Origin of the sequence: Micromonospora sp. BL4 (genome assembly GCF_003667505.1) — a bacterium.
Lineage (GTDB): Bacteria > Actinomycetota > Actinomycetes > Mycobacteriales > Micromonosporaceae > Micromonospora.
Genome location: NZ_RCVJ01000128.1, coordinates 20,302 through 39,505, shown reverse-complemented (window position 1 = coordinate 39,505; position 19,204 = coordinate 20,302). Strand labels below are relative to the sequence as shown.

The window sequence follows — 19,204 nt, the reverse complement described above, 5'->3', positions numbered from 1 at the left end:
TCGAGGGCCCGGCAGAAGGCCCGAATCCATCCACCGTGGGGATTGACAGCTCCGTACGGGCACGCCCGTGGACAGAGTGTGCCCCGATCACGGCAAGCGTGGACACTTTGCCGCTGCCCGTGGCGGGTCCGGGACACCCACCATTCCGAGATAAAGATCGTGCTGATCCGCCCCCACTCGCAGCACGCGCCGGTTGGCCGGCCGCTGTTGCGGCAGCGTGACAGGGAGGTGACCGATGGCCGTTGAACCCCTGCCCCCCACCGAGACCACCGCGGTCGAGCCGGGCACACAGATCACCCATCCGGACGGCCGAGTCGAGTTGCGTGACTTCTCGACGATCGCCGACAGCCGTTACTTCAACGAGGAACTCGCCCCGGTTCCCATCGAGAAGCGCACCTGGACCACGTACAACTTCGCGGCGCTGTGGATCGGCATGGCGCACAACATCCCCACCTACCTGCTCGCCGCCGGGCTCATCCAGCTCGGCATGAACTGGGTGCAGGCGTTCCTCACGATCACGCTGGGCAATCTGCTCGTCCTGATCCCGATGCTGTTGAACAGCCACGCGGGCACGAAGTACGGGATCCCGTTCCCGGTCTTCGCCCGCGCCTTCTATGGAGTTCGCGGCGCGAATTTCCCGGCCCTGCTCCGCGCCTTCATCGCGTGCGGCTGGTTCGGTATCCAGACCTGGATCGGCGGCGAGGCGATCTACGCGATCGCCGGCAAGCTGCTCGGCTCCTGGTGGGTCGACGCGGCGACGGTGATGGACTACCCGTGGACGCTGTGGGCGTCGTTCTTCGTGTTCTGGGCGATCGAGATGGCGATCATCTGGCGGGGCATGGACACCCTGCGGCGCTTCGAGAACTGGGCCGCACCGTTCGTCATCGTGGTCGCCGTCGCCCTGCTGATCTGGGTGCTGGTGGAGGCAGGCGGGCTCGGCCCGATCCTGTCCGAGCCGTCGAAGCTGGGCTGGGGCGCCGACTTCTGGAAGCTGTTCGCGCCGTCACTGATGGGGATGATCGCCTTCTGGGCGACGCTGTCGCTGAACATCCCCGACTTCACCCGGTTCGGGGGCAGCCAGCGGCAGCAGGTGACCGGCCAGGTCCTCGGCCTGCCGACCACGATGTCGTTCTTCGCCATCCTGTCCATCCTGATCACCTCGGGCACGGCCGTGATCTACGGCGAGGCCATCTGGGACCCCATCCAGCTCGCGGCCAAGTTCGAGAACCCGCTGGTCGTCGCGCTCGGCCTGTTCACCGTCGTGGTCGCCACGCTGTCGGTGAACGTCGCGGCGAACACCGTCAGCCCGGCGTACGACTTCTCCAACGCCGCGCCCCGACTGGTGAGCTTCCGGACCGGGGGCCTGATCACCGGCGTGCTCGGCATCCTGATCCAGCCGTGGCGCCTGGTGCAGGACCCCAACATCTACATCTTCGTCTGGCTCGGGTTCTACGGCGGCCTGCTCGGCGCGGTCGCCGGCGTACTCATCGCCGGGTACTGGATCCGCCACCGCATCAGCCTCCAACTGCCGGCCCTCTACCGCCCCGAGGGCAGGTACTGGTTCTCCGGCGGGTGGAACTGGGCCGCCATCGTCGCCACCGTCGTCGGCGCGGTCCTCGCGGTGGGTGGCGCCTATTCCGCACCCGGCAAAGGGCCGTTCCCGGAGGACGGCCTCATTCCGTTCCTCAAGCCGCTCTACGACTACAGCTGGGTGGTCGGGCTGGTCGCCGGGTTCCTCGTCTACCTGGCGCTGTCGATGCCGCGCACCGCGCACGTTAAGGGGGAGAGATGAGCACCATCATCCGAGCCGGGCTGGTGCAGCAGAAGTGGACCGGCGACAAGGAGTCGATGATCGCCAACGCGGTCGAGGCGATCCGCAGCGCCGCCTCGCAGGGCGCGCAGGTGGTCTGCCTGCAGGAATTGTTCTACGGTCCGTACTTCTGCCAGATCCAGGACGCGGACTACTACTCGTACACCGAGGCCATCCCGGACGGGCCGACGACCGCGCTGATGCGCGAGGTCGCCGAGCAGCACGGCGTGGTGTTGATCGTGCCGATGTACGAGCAGGAGCAGCCCGGGGTCTACTACAACACCGCCGCGGTGATCGACGCCGACGGCACCTACCTCGGCAAACACCGCAAGAACCACATTCCGCAGGTGAAGGGGTTCTGGGAGAAGTTCTACTTCCGGCCGGGGAACCTCGGCTATCCGGTGTTCGACACCGCCGTGGGACGCATCGGCGTCTACATCTGCTACGAGCGGCACTTCCCAGAGGGCTGGCGCGCGCTCGGCCTGGCCGGCGCGAAGATCGTTTTCAACCCGTCGGCGACCAGCCGCGGCCTGTCGCAGTACCTGTGGCGGCTGGAGCAGCCCGCGGCCGCGGTCGCCAACGAATACTACGTCGGCGCGATCAACCGGATCGGCGTGGAACCGTTGGGCGACAACGACTTCTACGGCCAGTCGTACTTCGTGGACCCGCGCGGGCAACTGGTCGGCGACGCGGCGTCGGACACCGAGGAGGAGGTCGTCGTCCGCGACCTGGACATGGACAAGCTGGCCGAGGTCCGTGACCTGTGGGCCTTCTACCGCGACCGCCGTCCCGAAACGTACGAATCGCTGGTGCAGCCGTGAGCATCGTCATCCGCAACGGAACGGTCGTCAACGCCACCGGGGCGTACCCGGCGGACGTGCTGGTCGAGGGCGAGCGGATAGCGGCGCTCGCCGCGCCCGACTCGGGTCTGGCCGAACAGTGGGCGTCCGGTGCCGAGCGCGTCATCGACGCCAACGGGAAGTACGTCGTGCCGGGCGGCATCGACGGCCACACCCACATGGAGATGCCGTTCGGCGGCACGTTCTCGGCGGACAATTTCGAGACCGGGACAATCGCGGCAGCCTGGGGCGGCACGACGACCATCGTCGACTTCGCCGTACAGGGCAAGGGCACATCCGTGTTGTCCGCGCTGGACAAGTGGCACAGCAAGGCCGACGGCAACTGCGCGATCGACTACGGGTTCCACATGATCATCTCGGACGTCAACGACACGTCTCTGAAGGAGATGGAGGCCTGCATCGACGCGGGCGTCAACACGTTCAAGATGTTCATGGCCTATCCGGGGGTCTTCTACGCCACCGACGGGGAGATCCTGCGGGCGATGCAGAAGGCCCGGGACACCGGGTCGATGGTCATGATGCACGCGGAGAACGGCATCGCCATCGACCAGCTCGTCTTCCAGGCGCTGGCCAACGGCCAGACGGACCCGGTGCAGCACGGCCTGACCCGGCCGCCCGAGCTGGAGGGCGAGGCGACCTCGCGGGCGATCGCGCTGGCCAAGGTCACCGGCTCGCCGCTGTACATCGTGCACCTCTCCGCCGCGCACGCCCTGGACGCGGTCACCCAGGCGCGGGACACGGGGCAGAACGTGTTCGCCGAGACCTGCCCGCAGTACCTGTTCCTGTCGTTGGAGGATCTGGCCAGGCCCGACTTCGAGGGCGCGAAGTACGTCGCCTCTCCCCCGCTGCGCCCCAAGGAGCACCAGGCGGAGTTGTGGCGGGGCCTGCGCACCAACGACCTGTCGCTGGTGTCCACCGACCACTGCCCCTTCTGCTTCAAGGACCAGAAGGAGCTGGGCCGGGGAGACTTCTCCAAGATCCCGAACGGGATGCCCGGCGTCGAGCACCGGATGGACCTGCTCTACCAGGGCGTCGTGAAAGGCGAGATCACCCTGCCGCGCTGGGTGGAGATCAGCTCGACCACGCCCGCCAGGATGTTCGGGCTCTACCCGCGCAAGGGCGTCATCGCGCCGGGCGCCGACGCGGACATCACCGTGTACGACCCGACGGCCCAGCAGACCATCTCGGCCAGCACCCACCACATGAACGTGGACTATTCCGCGTACGAGGGCATGGAGCTGACCGGAAAGGTCTCCACCGTGCTGTCCCGTGGTCGAGTCGTGGTCGACGGCAACGCCTTCCACGGCGCGGTCGGGCACGGCAGGTTCCTGAAGCGCGATCTCAGTCAGTACCTGGTCTGACAAGGAGGAGCCGTGGACTTCGGTGTCGTACTGCAGACCGACCCGCCGGCTCGCGACGTGGTCGCGGGCCTCACCGCCGCCGAGGACAACGGGTTCCGCTACGGGTGGACGTTCGACTCCTGTGTGCTGTGGCAGGAGCCGTTCGTCATCTACTCGCAGGTCCTCGCCGCAACCAAGCACCTGATCGTCGGGCCGATGGTGACCAACCCGAGCACCCGCGACTGGTCGGTCACCGCGTCGCTCTTCGCCACGCTCAACGACATGTTCGGCAACCGCACGGTGTGCGGGATCGGCCGCGGCGACTCGGCCCGGCGGGTCATCGGCCAGCCGCCGGCGAGCCTGGCCACGCTGAAACAAGCGATGCACGTGATCAAAGGGCTGGCCGAGGGCAACGAGGTCGAACACCACGGCACGCCGGTGCGCATTCCGTGGGTGCGTGACGGCCGGCTGGAGATCTGGATGGCCGCCTACGGCCCGAAAGCGCTGCGGCTGGTCGGCGAGCAGGCCGACGGCTTCATCCTGCAGACGGCCGATCCCGACATCGCCCGCTGGACGATCGGCTCGGTACGCGACGCAGCCAGCGCCGCCGGCAGGGATCCCGACTCGATCACGATGTGCGTGGCCGCGCCGGCCTACGTGGGCACCAACCTCGCGCACCAACGGGATCAGCTGCGCTGGTTCGGCGGCATGGTCGGCAACCACGTGGCCGACCTCGTCACCCGCTACGGTGACTCCGGGGTCGTGCCGAAGGCGCTCACCGACTACATCAGGGGGCGCGCGGGCTACGACTACGCCCACCACGGCCGCGCCGGCAATCCGTCCACCGACTTCGTGCCCGATGAGATCGTCGACCGGTTCTGCCTCGTCGGCCCCGAGTCAGCCCATGTCGACCGGCTGCAGGAGCTCAAGGAGATCGGGGTGCACAACTTCGCCCTCTACCTCATGCATGACGACAAGGAGAAGACCCTCACCGCGTACGGCAAGAACGTCATCACGCAGGTCTGATTCGGAAGGGGTGCCGGCGGCGCCTGTCGTCGGGCTCAGGAAGTGGCTGTCCGACCCATCTCGGCGAGGATCCCGGTGCCCTGGCCGAGCTCGATCAGGTAGCCGTCCGGGTCGCGCAGGTAGCACCGGATCTCGACGCCATGATCCTTGGGCTCGGTCAGGAACTCCCCACCCCGTGACCGCCACTGTTCGTAGACGGCTCGGACGTCGGTGACCCGGATGTTCATGGCGCTGCTGAGCGTCCGCAAGTCCGGCGGCGCCTGCGCCCGCACACCCGGCTTGTCGTCGGTCGGACCGCCCTCATCGTTGATCACGATGTAGCTGTTGTGGAAACGCAGGATCGCCGGCTGGCGTTCCCGCACCACCGTCGCTCCCAGCACCCGCTGGTAGAACTCTCGGGAACGGTCCACATCCCGCACGATCAGCAGGTGCGTCAGCACCATCCCAGCCTCGGGCTGGAAGTAGTCGGGCGCCTCGCTCGCCATCACGCCTCCCCCGCGTTTCGATCGGCAGGGCGTACCCGCGTGCCGCGCCGGCACACCCACCGGCTCGACGACGCTGGCCACAACGAGTCACCGTGACCTTTGTCGGCTGTTACCGTCGGGCCTGTGCCCGCCGACGAGATCCGGCATCGGGTCCGGTCGGCCAGGGTGGCCCGGCTGGCCACCGTCGCAGCGGATGGGCGTCCCCACCTGGTGCCTGTGTGCTTCGTGCTGCTCGACGAGGTCGCCTACCACGTGGTGGACGAGAAGCCCAAGCGCCACCGGCGGCTACGCCGGCTGGAGAACATCCAGGCGACGGGGCATGCATGCCTGCTGGTCGACGAGTACGACGAGGACTGGTCACGGCTGTGGTGGGTCCGCCTGGACGGGCACGGCCGGCTGGTGCAGGACCGCGTGGAGGAGGCCGCGGCCCGAGCGGCGCTGGCCGACAAGTACCCGCAGTACGTCCAGCGGCCACCGGCCGGGCCGGTGATCGCGATCCAGGTGACCGGCTGGTCGGCGTGGTCCGCGGCGGACGCGGCAGCCGACCCGACCGGATGAGCGCCCGATCAGCGGGTCGGAGCGAGCGCGTCGAGCACCTCGTCGGCCCGGCGCAGCGACGCCTGCGCGTCGACGCGGGGTGAGCCGATCTCCGGATCGAAGTTGAGATCGACGAACAGTTCGGTGATGCCGGCCTCGGCAAGTCTGCCGAAATCCGATCGGATCTGCTCGAGCGTGCCGGTGAGCGGCTCACGCTCGGACGGGCCCGTCGGGCGTACGCGGACCGCGCCGCGGCAGACGAATCGCAGTGAGCCGGGATCGCGGCCGGCCTCCGCAGCGGCGGCCTTGACGGTCGCGACCGCCTCGCCGATGCCCGTCAGATCCGCCTGGCTGCCACTGACCCAGCCGTCGGCGAGCCGGCCGGCCCGGCGCAGCGCGGCGGGCGCCTCGCCTCCGAGCAGAATCGGCGGGTGTGGCCGCTGCACCGGTTTCGGCTCCAGGCGCGTCGGCGGGACCTGGTAGAACTCGCCGCGATGCTCGGCGACGTCGTCCTGCCAGAGAGCGCGGAGCACGGCGAGGAACTCCTCGGCGCGCTGGCCCCGCCGATGCTTGCTCACCCCCGTCGCCTCATACTCCTCGTCCGCCCAGCCGAGGCCGAGACCCACGTCGAGCCGTCCGCCGGCGAGGATGTCGAGGGTCGCGGTCTGCTTGGCCAGCAGCACCGGAGAGACGAACGGCATGTTGAGCACCGCGACGCCGAGCCGGATCCGCGAGGTGTGGGCCGCCAGGAAAGCCAGCGTGGTCAGCGGGTCCTGAACGCTGTGGTAGGTCTCGCTCCAACCGAGGTCGGCGGGAGCCAGGAGCCGCTGGAACGTCCAGAGCGAGTGGTATCCGAGCTGCTCGGCGCGGCGGGCGACATGGATCATGTTCTCCGGTGTGGCCCACGAGCCGGAGACGGGCGGGGCGAAACCAACCTCCACCCGCGCACCGTACCCGGATCGGGCCAGGACGTGGGCTCGGTTCAGGCCCCGACGGTGCGGTCCACCGGACGGAAAAGCCGCCGGAAGTCCTTCGGCAGCTCGGATTCCAGGTTTTCAAGGTCTTCCGCGCTCACCGCCTCGCGCAGGGTCGTCAACACGGCGCGGGCAACCTCAGCGGTCCGGTCGCCATCCGTTCCCGCGCGGACCCCTACCTCATTGAGGAACTTCACGAGGTCGAGCTGTTCAGCGAAGTCCACGTCCTTGTGCAGGTACCCCCGCAACTCCTCGGGGACCTGGGTGGCCAGGTGCCGCGCCTCGCCGCCACTGACCCCTTCCGACAAGGTCGTGAGCGTGGCCCCGACGATCTTCGCCGCCTCCGCCGCCGGCATGCCCGCCCGCTTCCCCACCACTTCGAGAAACTCGGCGTAGTTCACCAGTTCTCCTTCCGGACCAGTCGGGGTACGTCCCGGCGTGCGTGCTACCCGCGGCGCTGCCCGCCACCGGCACCCACCGGTTCGATCACCTGCTGGAATTCCTTCGGAAGCTGGGCCATCGCGTCCTCGAATTGGTCACGGGAGACAGCCTCACGGAGCGTGGTGAGCACCGCGCCGACCCCGGCAGCGGCGAGCGTACGGTCGACGGCCGGGCGGTCCGCCACCCGCCGGACGAACTCGTCGAGCCCGAACGACGTGGCATGTTCCGCACTTCGCGGCAACGGATTGCGCAGGCAGTCGTCCAGCCCTCCGGGAAGCTGGTAGGCAAGGTTCTCCGCCTGGCCGGCGCTGATCCGGTCTGCCAACGTCTCCAACGTCGCCTGGCTGAGTGTCGCCGCCTGATCGGTCGACACCTTCGCCCGCGTGGCCACTGCGTTGATGAAATCCTCGTATTCCACCTGATTCTCCTCCCCGGCCCGATCGCCGTCGAACCGCCGGTTGCGAGCCCCTGACCTCGATGCGCCGCGATCGCACATTTCACCGCTCAGGTGCCGAGCGAACTGGTACCTCGACAGCCTCCCGGGACGGGGGGTGACCCTGCCTCATCCCCATCGGGCGAATCACCTGTGTCCGGGCAACGGCCGATCTCGGTGGGTGGCGGCCACACGGCCCGGCGTAGGCTCGCGGTCGGTGCCGCGTCGGATGGGGCCGGTTTGCGGGTTGATCGACTCGGTATCGCCGATATCGGGACATCAGCAAGCCCCGGACACCGCAATATCCCTGATATCGAGTCGATCACCCCCGAAGAGGCCACTCCCCAGGCGAGCCCGGGCGAGGTCGTCAACGAGCGCGATACCTCACAGGCATATTTATGACTCACAGGTATACCGCCCACCACAGCCACCGCCCAGGCGCGGTCGGGCTACCGCCGGCCGGACCAGCGCCGGGGATGGTCTCCACGGCCGGAATCACCGGCTACCGTTCGATAGACGGTTGTGAAGGTCCGCGTCGCCCAGCATGATCGTTCTGTGGCGCGGTGGCCACCCGGTCGCCGGGAGACTCGGGCAGCCCCTCGGGGTGCTGCTGCGGTGACGACCCAGTGAGGAGGTGACGGGACGATCTCATGCAAGGGGAGCTGCAACGCCTCGTCGACGCACTCGCCGCGTACGCGGGCCGTCCGGCGCTGATCGAGGACCGCCGTCAGCGGGTGGTGGTCTACAGCGAGCACACCGGGTTGATGGACGACGTGCGCAAGGCGTCGATCCTGCGCCGGCAGAACACGCCGGAGGTGATGGCGTGGTTCCGGGACGTCGGCATCATGGACGCCCGTACGGCGGTGCGTACGCAGGCGTCGCGGGAGCTCGACCTGCTGCCGCGGGTCTGCGTGCCGATCCGTCACCAGGACCTGCTGCTGGGGTTTGTGTGGTTCATCGACCCGGACGGCACGATGGCCGACGCGGACATCACCGCCACCGGCCTGATGAGCGAGCTGTCGCTGGCGCTGTACCGGGAGAACCTTCTCGGTGAGCTGGCATCCCAACGGGAGACCGAGGCGGCGCGGACCCTGCTCTCCGACAGCGACGTCGGCCGGGACCAGTCGCTGCGGACCCTGCGCGAGACCGGCCTGATCGCCGGGGACGGGCAGGCCACCGCGCTTGTCGCGCAGCTGGTGCCGCCGCACGGCGAACTGCCCGACGAGGTTGCCCGGCTGGCGCTGGAGCAGGCGCTGGTCACCACCCGGCGGTGGATCGGCACCCGGGAGGCGCTGCACCTGGTCCGCGACGACCACGGGGTGCTGCTGCTCTGCGGCGAGCGGGGCGCCGGGCGCCCTTCCCCCGAGGTCGTCGCGAAGCTGCTCGACGACAACCTGCGGCAGGCGACCCGCGGGCTCGGCTCGGTGGAGCGCGTCGTGGTCGGGGTCGGTCAGCCGCGGCCGCGGCTGACCGAGGCGATCGCGTCGTACGGGGAGGCGCTGCAGTCGGCCCGGGTGGGCGTACGGTTGCCGGCGCTCGGCCCCGTGGTGTCGTGGGCGGGGTTGGGCATCTACCGCGTGCTGTCGCGGATGGAGGGTCGGCACCTGGACATCGCCGACGTGCACCCCGGGCTTGATCGGTTGCTGAGGGAGCAGCCGAATCCGGTGTTGCTGCAGACCCTGGAGCGCTATCTGGATCTGGCCGGGAACGCGCACGCCACTGCCGAGCAGCTACGCCTGCACCGCACCACGCTCTACTACCGGCTGCAGCGGATCGAGGAGTTGGCCGACACCGACCTGAAGAACGGAAACGAGCGGCTCTGTCTGCACCTGGCGCTGAAGCTGGGCCGGTTGACCGGCGCCTACCGGCCGCAGGAGTGACACCGGTGGGCAGGGCTGCCGCCCCGCCCACCGGGTCCCCCGTTACAGGCCTGCGGCGGCGGCCGCCGACCGGCCACCCACGATCGGTAGCTCGATCCGGCTGCGGTCGAAGTGGGCGGTGATGTCGGCCCGGTTCTGCTTCGCCCGGCTGCTGTAGCCGGAATACGAGCCGAGCAGCACGACGCCGACCTGGTTGCCGGCCGCGAAGACGTAGTCCTCGGGGAGCAGCGGCACGTCGACGGAGTTCTTCCTGCCCGGCACCAGCGGCGTCGTCACGGACGGCGACTTCAGGTTGAGGCCGTCCAGGATGCCCTTGGTCACCAGCTCCTGCGGATCGGTGACGACGGTCTTCTCGGTCTGTCGGTAGCAGGCGTCCTCGGCGTGTCCGCCCCAGGTGGCCGATTCGCCCCAGCAGTCCTCGGTGGTCAGGGTCCGGATGCCGTCGCCCGAGGTGCTGAACCGCGGCCGGGTGCCGTAGTCCACCAGCAGGCCGGCGAAGTTGGTGTCCTCGCCGTTCACCGATGCTTTGATCTTGACGATCGGGGTGCCCGAGATGTGCAGTGGCCGGCGCAGCGGCTGGGAGAGGAAGACCAACCGGTTCTCCGTGTTCGCCGCCGGGTCCGACGGGTGCCGGATCGCGTTGGTCTGGCTCATCGACGGGGTGTCCTGGAACGTCCGGGACGCCTTACCCGGCTGCGGGCGGACCGACAGCCCGCCGGCCGCCCCCTCGTCCCCGGGGCGCAGGAACACCTGGGTGCTCCGGACGGCCGGGACCGGCCAGCTGCGGTAGGTCTCCCAGACGTCCGGCGTCCGCTCGATGTCGGCCATCGGCTCGGCCATGATGCCGTTCTTCACCCCGTGCAGCCAGAAGTCGAACCACCGGTGCAGGGTGTCCACCCACTCACCCCGCCGGAAGTCGAACGGGTCGATGTGACCGGTGCCGGTCAGCCAGAGCTTGCGCGGCACGTTCTCCTCGGCCAGCGCGTCCCACCACTTACTGAAGTGGTCCGCGCGGACGTTGTTGTCGTTGATGCCGTGGACCACGAACACACTCGCCCGCACCCGGTCCGCATGCGGGACGTAGTCTCGCTCGGCCCAGAAGGCGTTGTAGTCGCCGGTGACGTCGTCGCCGTCGACACCGAGCTGGGTCCGCACCGCCGCACAGTGTTCCCGCCGCTCCGGGTTGGTGACGGTGTTGGCGAGGCTGCCGGAGTAGTTGTTCGCCCGGGTGACCAGGCCGTTGCTGCGCGAGTAGTCGTACCAGCTGGAGATCGCCGAGATCGGCACGATGGTGGTGAGCCCCCGCACGCCGCTGGCGGCGGCCGCGTTGGCCAGCGTCCCGTCGTACGACTTGCCGATCATGCCGGTCCTGCCGTTGTGCCAGTCGGCGACGACCCGCTCGCCGGCCGCGTTGGTGCCGGCCCGACGACCGTTGAGCCAGTCGATCGCGGTCGGCGCGCTGATGTTGTCGGCGCGACCACCGGTGACCGGACAGCCGGTCGAGTTGTTGGTGCCGATCATGTCGAGCAAGACCACCGCGTAGCCGCGCGGGACGAAGTAGTTGTCGTAGAAGAGCGGCCACTTGTCGTTGAGGCCGTCGCCGTCGATGTCCGCCTTGCACTCGCTCTCGTTGCCCCGACACACCGTGGAGTAGTAAGGGCTGGCATCCATGACCACCGGCACCCGCAGGCCGGCATCGCTGGCCTTGGGGCGCATGATGTCCATCGCCACGACGTCGCGGGCGCCGTCGCCGTCGGTGTCGACGTCGGAGGTGACGAATACCCGCTCGCGGATCGCGTCGGCATACCCGAACACCGGCTGGGTGACTCCGTGCTGGATGACCGGCCTGACCCGGTCCACCGTCGGGTTCGCCGACGCGGTTGCCGCCGGCAGGCCGACGGCGATGGCCGCAACGACCACCACCGACGCTCGCCACCAGCTCCTTGTGGTTCGCATGGCGCTCCTCCCCATCTCCGGCACCGGCCGTGGACCGGTCGTCCCGGGCGAGGACGACGAGCGGGCGGTGCGGCAGTTGCTTCGCACCCTAGAAACCGATTTACCGATGGTCATCGGACAGATGCGGGAGGTGATCGCCGTCCGGTCCTACGTCTGTCGCATCTCGACAGGCGTAGGACGGGACGGCGGGTGATTCCAACAGGTGCCCGATGACGTGCCGGCCGCCCGGCCATAGGTTCGCCGCACCACCTCCGCCGGTCGACCCGACCGTCACCCAGGGTCAGCGGCGGAGCCCTCGGCGGCATCGGAGACGAGCGCGCGCCAACCGGTTGCCGGGCGACGGGAAGGGCGGAATGTGCGGTTCTCGGGCCCAGCCGTGATTCCGCGGTTCATGGGGCGGTTCCTGGTGCCGGCGGCGTTCGCGGCGCTCTTCGCCGCACCACTGTGGTTCATGGTGGTCGGCTCACTGCGACCTGCCGGCCTGCCCCCGCCCCGCACCTTCGAGGTACTCCCACCCGAACCGACCGTGGCCGCGTACGCCCGGCTGCCTGAGCTGATCCCGCTGTTCCGGTACCTGGCCAACTCGGCGCTGGTCGTCGCGGTCGCCGTGCCGCTGACCGTCATCGTCGCCTCACTGACCGGCTTCGGGCTGCGACTGTTGACGCCGGTGGCCCGCCGCCGGGCGGTCCTGGGCCTGCTGGCGGTGCTTCTGGTGCCGGTCACCGCGGTGTGGGCCACCCGCTTCGAGTTGTTCCGGCTGGCCGGCGTGGTCGACACGTACGTTCCGTTGCTGGCCCCGGCGCTGCTCGCCGGCAGCCCCTTCCTGGTGCTGCTCTACGCGTGGAGCTTCGGCGGCGTGCCGGACACCCAGCTCGGGGCGGCCCGGCTGGAGGGCGCCGGTTGGTTGACGATCTGGCGCCGGGTGGCGCTGCCGCAGGTGCGCCCGGCGACGCTGGCCGTCGGCGTGCTCGCCTTCACGCTGCACTGGTCCAACCTGATCGACCCGCTGCTCTACCTGCAGAGCGGTGACCGCTACACCTACCCGCTCGGCCTGCAGTTCCTGCGGTTGCTGAACCCGACGGACTGGCCGCTGCTGATGGCCGCCTGCGTTGTCGCGACAGCGCCGTGCGTGGTGGTGTTCCTGCTCGCTCAGCGAATCCTGCTCAATGACGATCCGCTGGCGGCACTGAGATCTGGAGGTCGTAGGTGAGCACGTTCCGCGCTCGACGATGGGTTGCCCTGATCACCGCCGCGCTGCTGCTCGGCTACGCGGCCGGCTGCGGCGCCGGCGACCGCGCGGCCGACCGACCAGGCATCACGGTCGTGCTCTTCGGCGACGCTGAGGAGATCGCCGGCTACCGCAGCCTGGTCGCCGCCTTCGAGCAGGCTCACCCCGACGTGCCCGTCAACCTCTCCCCCGTCGCCACCCAGGACGATCTGATGGCCCGCCTGACCACCTCGTTCGCTGGCGGGCAGCCACCGGACGTGTTCCTGCTCAACTACCGCCGTTACGGCCAGTTCGCCGCCCAGCAGGCGATCGAACCGGCGCAGGGTTACCTTGACCGCAGCGAGGCGCTGAAGGAGAGCGACTTCTCCCCGCGGGCGCTGGACGCCTTCCGGTTCGACGGTAAGACGCTGACCTGCCTGCCGCAGAACATGTCCTCCCTGGTCGTCTACTACAACGCCGACCTGTTCGCGGCGGCCGGCGTGCCGCTGCCGAAGGCCGGCTGGACCTGGGACGACTTCCTGGCCGCCGGCCGGGCCCTGACCGGCGACGGGAAGTACGGCGTGGGCGTGGAGCCGTCCCTGCCGCGGCTCGCCCCGTTCGTCTGGTCCAACCGGGGTGAGCTGGTCGACCACCCGGACAAGCCGACCACCCTGACCCTCACCGGCGACCCGGCCAGCCGCGCCGCCGTCGACTGGTTCCTCGACCTGCAACTGAAGCACCACGTCGTGCCGCCGGACGCCGAGGAGCAGAGCGAGTCGAGTGAGGCCCGGTTCCTGCGCGGCACGCTCGGCATGTACCTCAACAGCCGGGTCGCCGTGCCGACGCTGCGCACCATCGACGGCTTCACCTGGGACGCGGCGCCGCTGCCGATCGCGCCGGGCGGCGTACCCGCGTCGATCCTGCACAGCGACGCCTACTGCATGAGCGCCGGCCTGCCCGACCACGACCAGGCCTGGCGGTTCATCGAGTTCGCGATGGGCGGGCAGGGCCAGCGGATCCTCGCCGGGTCGGGCCGCACGGTGCCGTCCCGGCTCGACGTGGCCAACTCCCCGGACTTCCTCGACCCGCAGAAGCCCCCTCGGTCGTCGCGGGTCTACCTCGACGCCGAGCCGCACCTGCGCGCCACCCCGCGCACCGGCACCTGGTCGCGGGTCGAGCGCGAGGCCGGCGGCCTGCTCGAGGAGGTCTTCTACGGCCGGATCGGACGCGAGGAGGGGCTGCGACAGCTGGAGGAGAAGCTCCGGCCGCTCTTCGCGCTCCCGGTGGGCGCCGGTGGCTGAGCGGGGCGTGATCCGACTCGAATCGCTGACCAAGTCGTACGGGAAGGTCGCCGCCCTCGACGGCGTCGACCTGGCGGTGCGCGCCGGCGAGATGGTGACCCTGGTCGGCCCGTCCGGCTCCGGCAAGTCGACGATCCTGCGGCTGATCGCCGGGCTGGACCGGCCGGACCGTGGCCGGGTCGTCGTCGACGGGCAGGACGTGGCCCAGGTGCCACCGCACCGTCGCGCGGTGGCGATGGTCTTCCAGGACTACGCGCTCTACCCCCACCTCACCGTCCGCGGCAATCTCCTGTTCGGGCTGCGGGTCCGCCGCGTCCGGCGCGCGGAGGCCGAGGAGCGGGCCCGGACGGCGGCCGACCGGCTCGGCATCGCGGACCTGCTCGACCGCTACCCCGACGAGACCTCCGGCGGGCAGCGCCAGCGCATCGCCCTCGCCCGCGCGCTGCTGCGCGAGCCGACCGTCTATCTGCTCGACGAGCCGCTGGCCAGCCTGGACGCGCCGCTGCGCTTCGCCACCCGCGCCGACCTGCTCACCCTGCACCGCGAACTGGGCACCACCACCATCCACGTCACCCACGACCAGGCCGAGGCGATGACGCTCGGCGACCGGGTCGTCGTCCTCGACCACGGTCGGGTCCGCCAGATCGGCCCGCCGCAGCAGGTCTACGACGAACCCGCGGACACCTTCGTGGCCGGCTTCCTGGGCAGCCCGCCGATGAACCTGGTACGCGGCGGCGGTGTGCTGGGCGGCGGCACCGACCTGACCCTCGGCGTACGCCCGGAGGATCTGAGCCTCGACCCCGACGGACCGGTGGCGGCGACCGTCGAGGCGGTGGAGGCGCTCGGCAGCGAGGCCATCCTGCTGACCCGCTGCGACGAGGGCACCCGGCTGACCGTCCGCACCGACCCCCGACCCGGCGTATGGCCGGGCGATCAGGTGCGACTGCGCGCCGATCCGGGCCGGATCCATCGCTTCGACGCCGACACCGGGCGACGCCGGTGAGCAACGGCCGGGTCAGCCGGCCGCTGACCGCGTGGGCGTTCCTCGCGCCGTACGTGGTGGCGGTCGCGCTGCTGATCGCGCTGCCCGCCCTGCTCAACGTCGGCTACGCGTTCACCGACCACACCGGACTGACCCGGGACCCACGGTTCGTCGGCTTGGACAACGCGCGCCGCCTGCTCGCCGACGGTTTCCTCGCCGACAGCATCCGGGCCTCCGCTATCCACCTGGCGCTGGCCGTACCGCTGCGGCTGCTGGCCGCCATCGGGCTCGGGTTGCTGTTGGCGGCGCCCCGCCCTGGCGGCCGCTGGTTCCGGGTCGCGGTCTACCTGCCGACGGTCGTACCCGACGTGGCCCTGGCGGTGCTCTTCCTGTGGGTGCTCAATCCGCTCTACGGCCCGCTCAACCAACTGCTCGGGCTCTTCGGCCATCCGGGCATGAACTGGCTCGCGGAGCCCGGCTCCGCGCGGTTGGCGGTGGCGCTGATGCTCGCGTTCCCGATCGGTGAGGGGTTCATCGTCGTGCTCGCCGCCCGGCGGATGCTCGACGGCCGGCTGTACGAGGCGGCGGCCCTGGAGGGCTGCGGCCCGTTCGGCCAGTTGCGCCGGCTCACGCTGCCGCTGCTCGCGCCGGTGCTGCTGCTGCTCGCCGTCCGCGACACGATCCTCACCCTGCAGGTCAACTTCGTGCCGGCGTACGTCCTCACCGACGGCCGGCCCGCCAACGCCACGCTCTACCTGCCGGTCTACATCTTCGACCAGGTCTTCGAGTTCTCCGGCTTCGCCTACGGAGCCATGATCACGAGCGTCCTCATGGTGGTCACCGCGGTCATCATCACCGCGCTGCTGCTGATGGTGCGACGCTGGCGGGTGCTGCGCTGAGCGTGACATCCTGCTGCGGTGAGACTCCGGATGTTCGCCGTCGTCGTCACGGTTCCATTGCTTGTCGCCTGCGGCGGCACGGACGCGGGGCAGCCCACCGGCCGGGGGCCGGGCATGCTCGCGAACCTGCCCAGCTGCGACCGGGTGCCACTGGACGCCGACGCCGAGGTGGACAGCCAGGTCACCGGCCTGCTCCTGCCGGACGGCGCGCGGGTCACCTCGGTGGTCGAGCAGGGCGCCCTGACCACGGTCGCGGCCACCATCCGGATGACCCCGCTGGACGTCCGCGCCCACTACGAAGGCCGTGGCGACATCGACCTGCTGCGCGCCGAGGACGAGGTGTTCGAGGCCGAGGTGCTGATGCGGGCGGAGGAACGACGGACGTACCTGCGGGCCACCGCGCTCTGCGCGGACGGAACGACGCTGACCGCGGTGGTCGGACCGGACTCGGACGATGCCGGCCTACCCGAGTTCCAGAGCAACTGACGATCAAAGCCGTTCTCGACAGCTGTCCTAATCAGACAGGTCGATTCGCAACACGTGCTGGGTGACGTCGGTCACTCCACTGTCTAGCGTGCGCACTGTAGACCACTTTCCGGTCGCCACGGCGCGTGGACAGGGAGACTGCATGAGACTCACGCTCGTCCGACGGTATCGCGGCCTCGCGATGACAACGAGCCTGGGGCTGGTCATCGCGCTGGCGCTGACCGCCTCGTCCGCACCCCGACCGGTCCAGGAGTCGCTGGCCACCAACTCGCCCACCGGTCCGATGGAAGTCCCCGACGAGTGGATGACCGCCCAGCGGATGAGCGACGGCAGCCGGGACCTCTCGGTCACCAAGTACACGAAGGCTCGCGGCGAGGCCCACGATCTCAACCTGCGCACCCGCCTCCTCTACCGCCACCTGGCGCAGCGGAAATGGAACTTCTTCGGGCCCAGCAACATCGGCGGCCGGGTCGTGGACATCGCCGTCGACCCGCAGGTCCCCGACCAGATCTTCATCGCCGCCGCCTCCGGCGGCGTCTGGAAGTCCGACGACGCCGGCGCCACGTTCGAGACGGCCTGGCCGGACGACGGGACGCAGAGCATGGGCGCGGTCGCGATGACCAGCGACGGCGTCCTCTTCGCCGGCACCGGCGAGGCCCAGCCGGGTGGCGGCTCGATCACCTTCGGCGGCGACGGCATCTACCGCTCGAAGGACCGAGGCAGGACCTGGCGGCACGTCGGCCTGAAGGACAGCCACGCCATCGGCCGCTTCGCCATCGACCCGAGCAACGAGGACCGGATCTTCGCCGCCGCCAGCGGCAACCTCTTCGTACCGGGTGGCCAGCGCGGCGTCTACCTCTCGGAGAACGGTGGAAACAGCTGGAAGCAGGTGCTCACGCCGCCGAACGCCACCACCGGCGCCACCGAGGTCGTCATCGACCCGAGCAACCCGCGCCGAATGTACGCGGCCATGTGGGACCACCTGCGCGAACCACATCAGCGCACCTACGGCGGGCTCGGCTCCAGCCTCTGGCGCTCCGACGACGCCGGCCGCACCTGGTCGCGGATGACCAACGGCCTGCCCACCGACGCCGACCAGGGCCGCTGGGGCATCGCGGTCGCCCCGGACAACCCCCAGCGGCTGTACGCGTACGTCGGCACCGCACTCGGCCCGTTCCGCGCCTTCTACCGCTCCGACGACGGCGGCGACAGCTGGACGCAGACCCCGGTCACCGCCGGTCAGGCATCCCAGTCCACGTTCAGCTGGTGGTTCGGCAAGCTCTTCGTCGACCCCGGCAACTCCGACCACGTCTTCCTCACCGGGGTCAACCTGATGCGCTCGACCAACGGCGCGCAGAGCTTCTCGTCGGTCAGCGGCGTGCACGCCGACCAGCACGCGATGCGCTGGGACCCGAAGGTGCCCGGGCGGGTCTACCTGGGCAACGACGGCGGCCTCTACCGATCCGAGGCGAACGGCGCGAGCGACTGGGTCAAGGCGACCTACGAGCCCTACACCCAGTTCTACACGGTGGACGTGGCGCAGACCGATCAGGCGCTGAAGGTCGGTGGCGCGCAGGACAACGGCTGCAACCGCGGCTACAACGGTGTCGGTGGCCCGTGGAACGCCATCGGCTGCGGTGACGGCCTCCAGGTGGTCATCCACCCGGAGGCCCCGAACATCGTGTTCGGGTGCAGCCAGTACGGCTCCTGCTACCGGTCGGAGAACTCCGGCGGCACCCCCCGCCAGAGCATCGGCATCGGCCAGACGACGTCGGAGCGGCGCAACTGGCTGACCCCGCTGCAGTTCGACCCGAGCGACCCGAACGTCATGTACTACGCCGGGAACATCCTCAACCGCTCGACGGACAACGGCCGCACCTGGACGCCGATCAGCCCCGACCTCACCGGCGGCGGACCCAACGACCCGAACGGCTACCCGTGGGGCACGATCACCACCGTCGCCGCCGCGCCCACCGACGGCAACAAGCTCTACGTCGGCACCGACGACGGCAGGCTGTGGTGGACCGACGACCTCGGACAGAACTGGCAGCAGGTCAACCCGGGGCAACTGCCCGGCACCTGGGTCACCCGGGTGGCGGTGAACCCCGCCGACAAGAACATCGCCTACGCCACCTTCTCCGCCTTCCGGTCCGGTAGCGACCGGTCGCACGTGATGATGACCCGCGACGGCGGTCGTACCTGGAGCAACATCGGCCGGGGCCTGCCGGACGCGCCGGTGAACTTCGTCGTCCCGACCGCCGACGGCCTGCTGCTGGTCGGCACCGACGTCGGGGTGTTCATGTCGGCATGGAACGGTGGCGAGTGGGCGGCGCTCGGCACCAACCTGCCGCAGGCAGCCGTGATGTACCTGCGTTACCACGAGCCGAGCCGGCAGCTCACCGCGGCGACCTTCGGGCGGGGCGTCTACGACCTCACCGTGCCCCGCTGCCCGGCAGCGTCGACCAGGCTGCCGCTCAAGCCGACCGGTGTCGGCGTGATCGGCGTGCTCGCCTCCTGCCGAGCGGGCTGATCAACCGGTAGTTCGTCGCGTCTGACGCGCTCACAGGCCACCTTCCGCACCCGGAAG

General features: G+C 69.9%; 17 protein-coding genes. 12 read left to right on the top strand and 5 right to left on the bottom strand.

What is annotated here, in order from left to right; translation table 11 throughout:
• Positions 1–235 precede the first annotated feature (235 nt).
• From EAD89_RS15285 to EAD89_RS15270, 4 genes are read left to right on the top strand one after another with little or no spacing between them, the layout of a single operon-like run.
• Positions 236–1,792: an NCS1 family nucleobase:cation symporter-1 gene (locus EAD89_RS15285; protein ID WP_121676172.1), complete on the top strand. Its 1,557-nt coding sequence runs from the start codon at positions 236–238 to the stop codon at positions 1,790–1,792.
• Entirely contained in the window at positions 1,789–2,631 is an 843-nt protein-coding gene (locus tag EAD89_RS15280) for a nitrilase-related carbon-nitrogen hydrolase (protein WP_121676171.1), read from the top strand. The genes EAD89_RS15285 and EAD89_RS15280 overlap by 4 nt, the downstream gene beginning before the upstream one ends.
• The gene (gene hydA / locus EAD89_RS15275) at positions 2,628–4,031 is read left to right on the top strand and encodes a dihydropyrimidinase (RefSeq protein ID WP_121676170.1); all 1,404 of its coding nucleotides are present in this window, start codon (positions 2,628–2,630) and stop codon (positions 4,029–4,031) included. Before EAD89_RS15280 ends, hydA begins: the two co-directional genes overlap by 4 nt.
• A gap of 12 nt (positions 4,032–4,043) precedes the next feature.
• Positions 4,044–5,036 (top strand): TIGR03842 family LLM class F420-dependent oxidoreductase, encoded by a 993-nt coding sequence (locus EAD89_RS15270; protein ID WP_121676169.1) that lies wholly within the window; start codon positions 4,044–4,046, stop codon positions 5,034–5,036.
• Between the two features lie 35 nt (positions 5,037–5,071).
• Here EAD89_RS15270 and EAD89_RS15265 read toward each other — a convergent pair whose 3' ends face one another.
• A complete protein-coding gene (locus tag EAD89_RS15265) occupies positions 5,072–5,521 on the bottom strand; it encodes a VOC family protein (RefSeq protein ID WP_121676168.1) in 450 nt (149 codons plus the stop codon).
• Positions 5,522–5,644: 123 nt separating this feature from the next.
• Between EAD89_RS15265 and EAD89_RS15260 the strand changes: the two genes are divergently transcribed.
• Positions 5,645–6,079: a TIGR03668 family PPOX class F420-dependent oxidoreductase gene (locus EAD89_RS15260; RefSeq protein WP_121676167.1), complete on the top strand. Its 435-nt coding sequence runs from the start codon at positions 5,645–5,647 to the stop codon at positions 6,077–6,079.
• 8 nt (positions 6,080–6,087) lie between these two features.
• On the opposite strand, the gene EAD89_RS15255 is transcribed toward EAD89_RS15260, so the two are convergent.
• The 3 genes from EAD89_RS15255 to EAD89_RS15245 are packed head-to-tail and all read right to left on the bottom strand — an operon-like array spanning position 6,088 to position 7,891.
• A complete protein-coding gene (locus tag EAD89_RS15255; protein ID WP_121676166.1) occupies positions 6,088–6,999 on the bottom strand; it encodes a TIGR03619 family F420-dependent LLM class oxidoreductase in 912 nt (303 codons plus the stop codon).
• Between the two features lie 41 nt (positions 7,000–7,040).
• Positions 7,041–7,433: a DUF2267 domain-containing protein gene (locus EAD89_RS15250; protein ID WP_121676165.1), complete on the bottom strand. Its 393-nt coding sequence runs from the start codon at positions 7,431–7,433 to the stop codon at positions 7,041–7,043.
• Between the two features lie 44 nt (positions 7,434–7,477).
• A complete protein-coding gene (locus EAD89_RS15245) occupies positions 7,478–7,891 on the bottom strand; it encodes a DUF2267 domain-containing protein (RefSeq protein ID WP_158610741.1) in 414 nt (137 codons plus the stop codon).
• Positions 7,892–8,556: 665 nt separating this feature from the next.
• Between EAD89_RS15245 and EAD89_RS15240 the strand changes: the two genes are divergently transcribed.
• Positions 8,557–9,786 carry a CdaR family transcriptional regulator gene (locus EAD89_RS15240; RefSeq protein WP_121676163.1) on the top strand — a complete coding sequence of 410 codons (1,230 nt, stop codon included), beginning with the start codon at positions 8,557–8,559 and terminating at the stop codon, positions 9,784–9,786.
• A 42-nt stretch (positions 9,787–9,828) separates the two neighbouring features.
• Here the strand turns inward: EAD89_RS15240 and EAD89_RS15235 are convergent, their stop codons facing one another.
• The gene (locus EAD89_RS15235) at positions 9,829–11,742 is read right to left on the bottom strand and encodes a Xaa-Pro dipeptidyl-peptidase (RefSeq protein WP_121676162.1); all 1,914 of its coding nucleotides are present in this window, start codon (positions 11,740–11,742) and stop codon (positions 9,829–9,831) included.
• A 376-nt stretch (positions 11,743–12,118) separates the two neighbouring features.
• Here EAD89_RS15235 and EAD89_RS15225 point away from each other — a divergent pair, with 376 nt between their 5' ends.
• From EAD89_RS15225 to EAD89_RS15200, 6 genes are all read left to right on the top strand, one after another.
• Positions 12,119–12,952 (top strand): carbohydrate ABC transporter permease, encoded by an 834-nt coding sequence (locus EAD89_RS15225; RefSeq protein WP_147457360.1) that lies wholly within the window; start codon positions 12,119–12,121, stop codon positions 12,950–12,952.
• On the top strand, positions 12,949–14,250 hold the full coding sequence (locus EAD89_RS15220) for a sugar ABC transporter substrate-binding protein (RefSeq protein WP_121676160.1): 1,302 nt from the start codon (positions 12,949–12,951) through the stop codon (positions 14,248–14,250). Before EAD89_RS15225 ends, EAD89_RS15220 begins: the two co-directional genes overlap by 4 nt.
• Entirely contained in the window at positions 14,243–15,253 is a 1,011-nt protein-coding gene (locus tag EAD89_RS15215; RefSeq protein WP_121676159.1) for an ABC transporter ATP-binding protein, read from the top strand. Before EAD89_RS15220 ends, EAD89_RS15215 begins: the two co-directional genes overlap by 8 nt.
• On the top strand, positions 15,250–16,131 hold the full coding sequence (locus EAD89_RS15210; protein WP_158610740.1) for a carbohydrate ABC transporter permease: 882 nt from the start codon (positions 15,250–15,252) through the stop codon (positions 16,129–16,131). The genes EAD89_RS15215 and EAD89_RS15210 overlap by 4 nt, the downstream gene beginning before the upstream one ends.
• An 18-nt stretch (positions 16,132–16,149) precedes the next feature.
• Positions 16,150–16,617, top strand: a complete 468-nt coding sequence (locus tag EAD89_RS15205; protein ID WP_147458806.1) for a hypothetical protein — start codon at positions 16,150–16,152, stop codon at positions 16,615–16,617.
• A gap of 142 nt (positions 16,618–16,759) precedes the next feature.
• A complete protein-coding gene (locus EAD89_RS15200; protein ID WP_233578698.1) occupies positions 16,760–19,147 on the top strand; it encodes a sialidase family protein in 2,388 nt (795 codons plus the stop codon).
• Positions 19,148–19,204: the final 57 nt, after the last annotated feature.

Coding starts and splice junctions, on each gene's coding strand:
- EAD89_RS15235 (WP_121676162.1), bottom strand. CDS start 11,742: ATGCGAACCACAAGGAGCTGGTGGCGAGCGTCGGTGGTGGTCGTTGCG.
- EAD89_RS15280 (WP_121676171.1), top strand. CDS start 1,789: ATGAGCACCATCATCCGAGCCGGGCTGGTGCAGCAGAAGTGGACCGGC.
- EAD89_RS15200 (WP_233578698.1), top strand. CDS start 16,760: ATGAGACTCACGCTCGTCCGACGGTATCGCGGCCTCGCGATGACAACG.
- EAD89_RS15240 (WP_121676163.1), top strand. CDS start 8,557: ATGCAAGGGGAGCTGCAACGCCTCGTCGACGCACTCGCCGCGTACGCG.
- EAD89_RS15285 (WP_121676172.1), top strand. CDS start 236: ATGGCCGTTGAACCCCTGCCCCCCACCGAGACCACCGCGGTCGAGCCG.
- EAD89_RS15265 (WP_121676168.1), bottom strand. CDS start 5,521: ATGGCGAGCGAGGCGCCCGACTACTTCCAGCCCGAGGCTGGGATGGTG.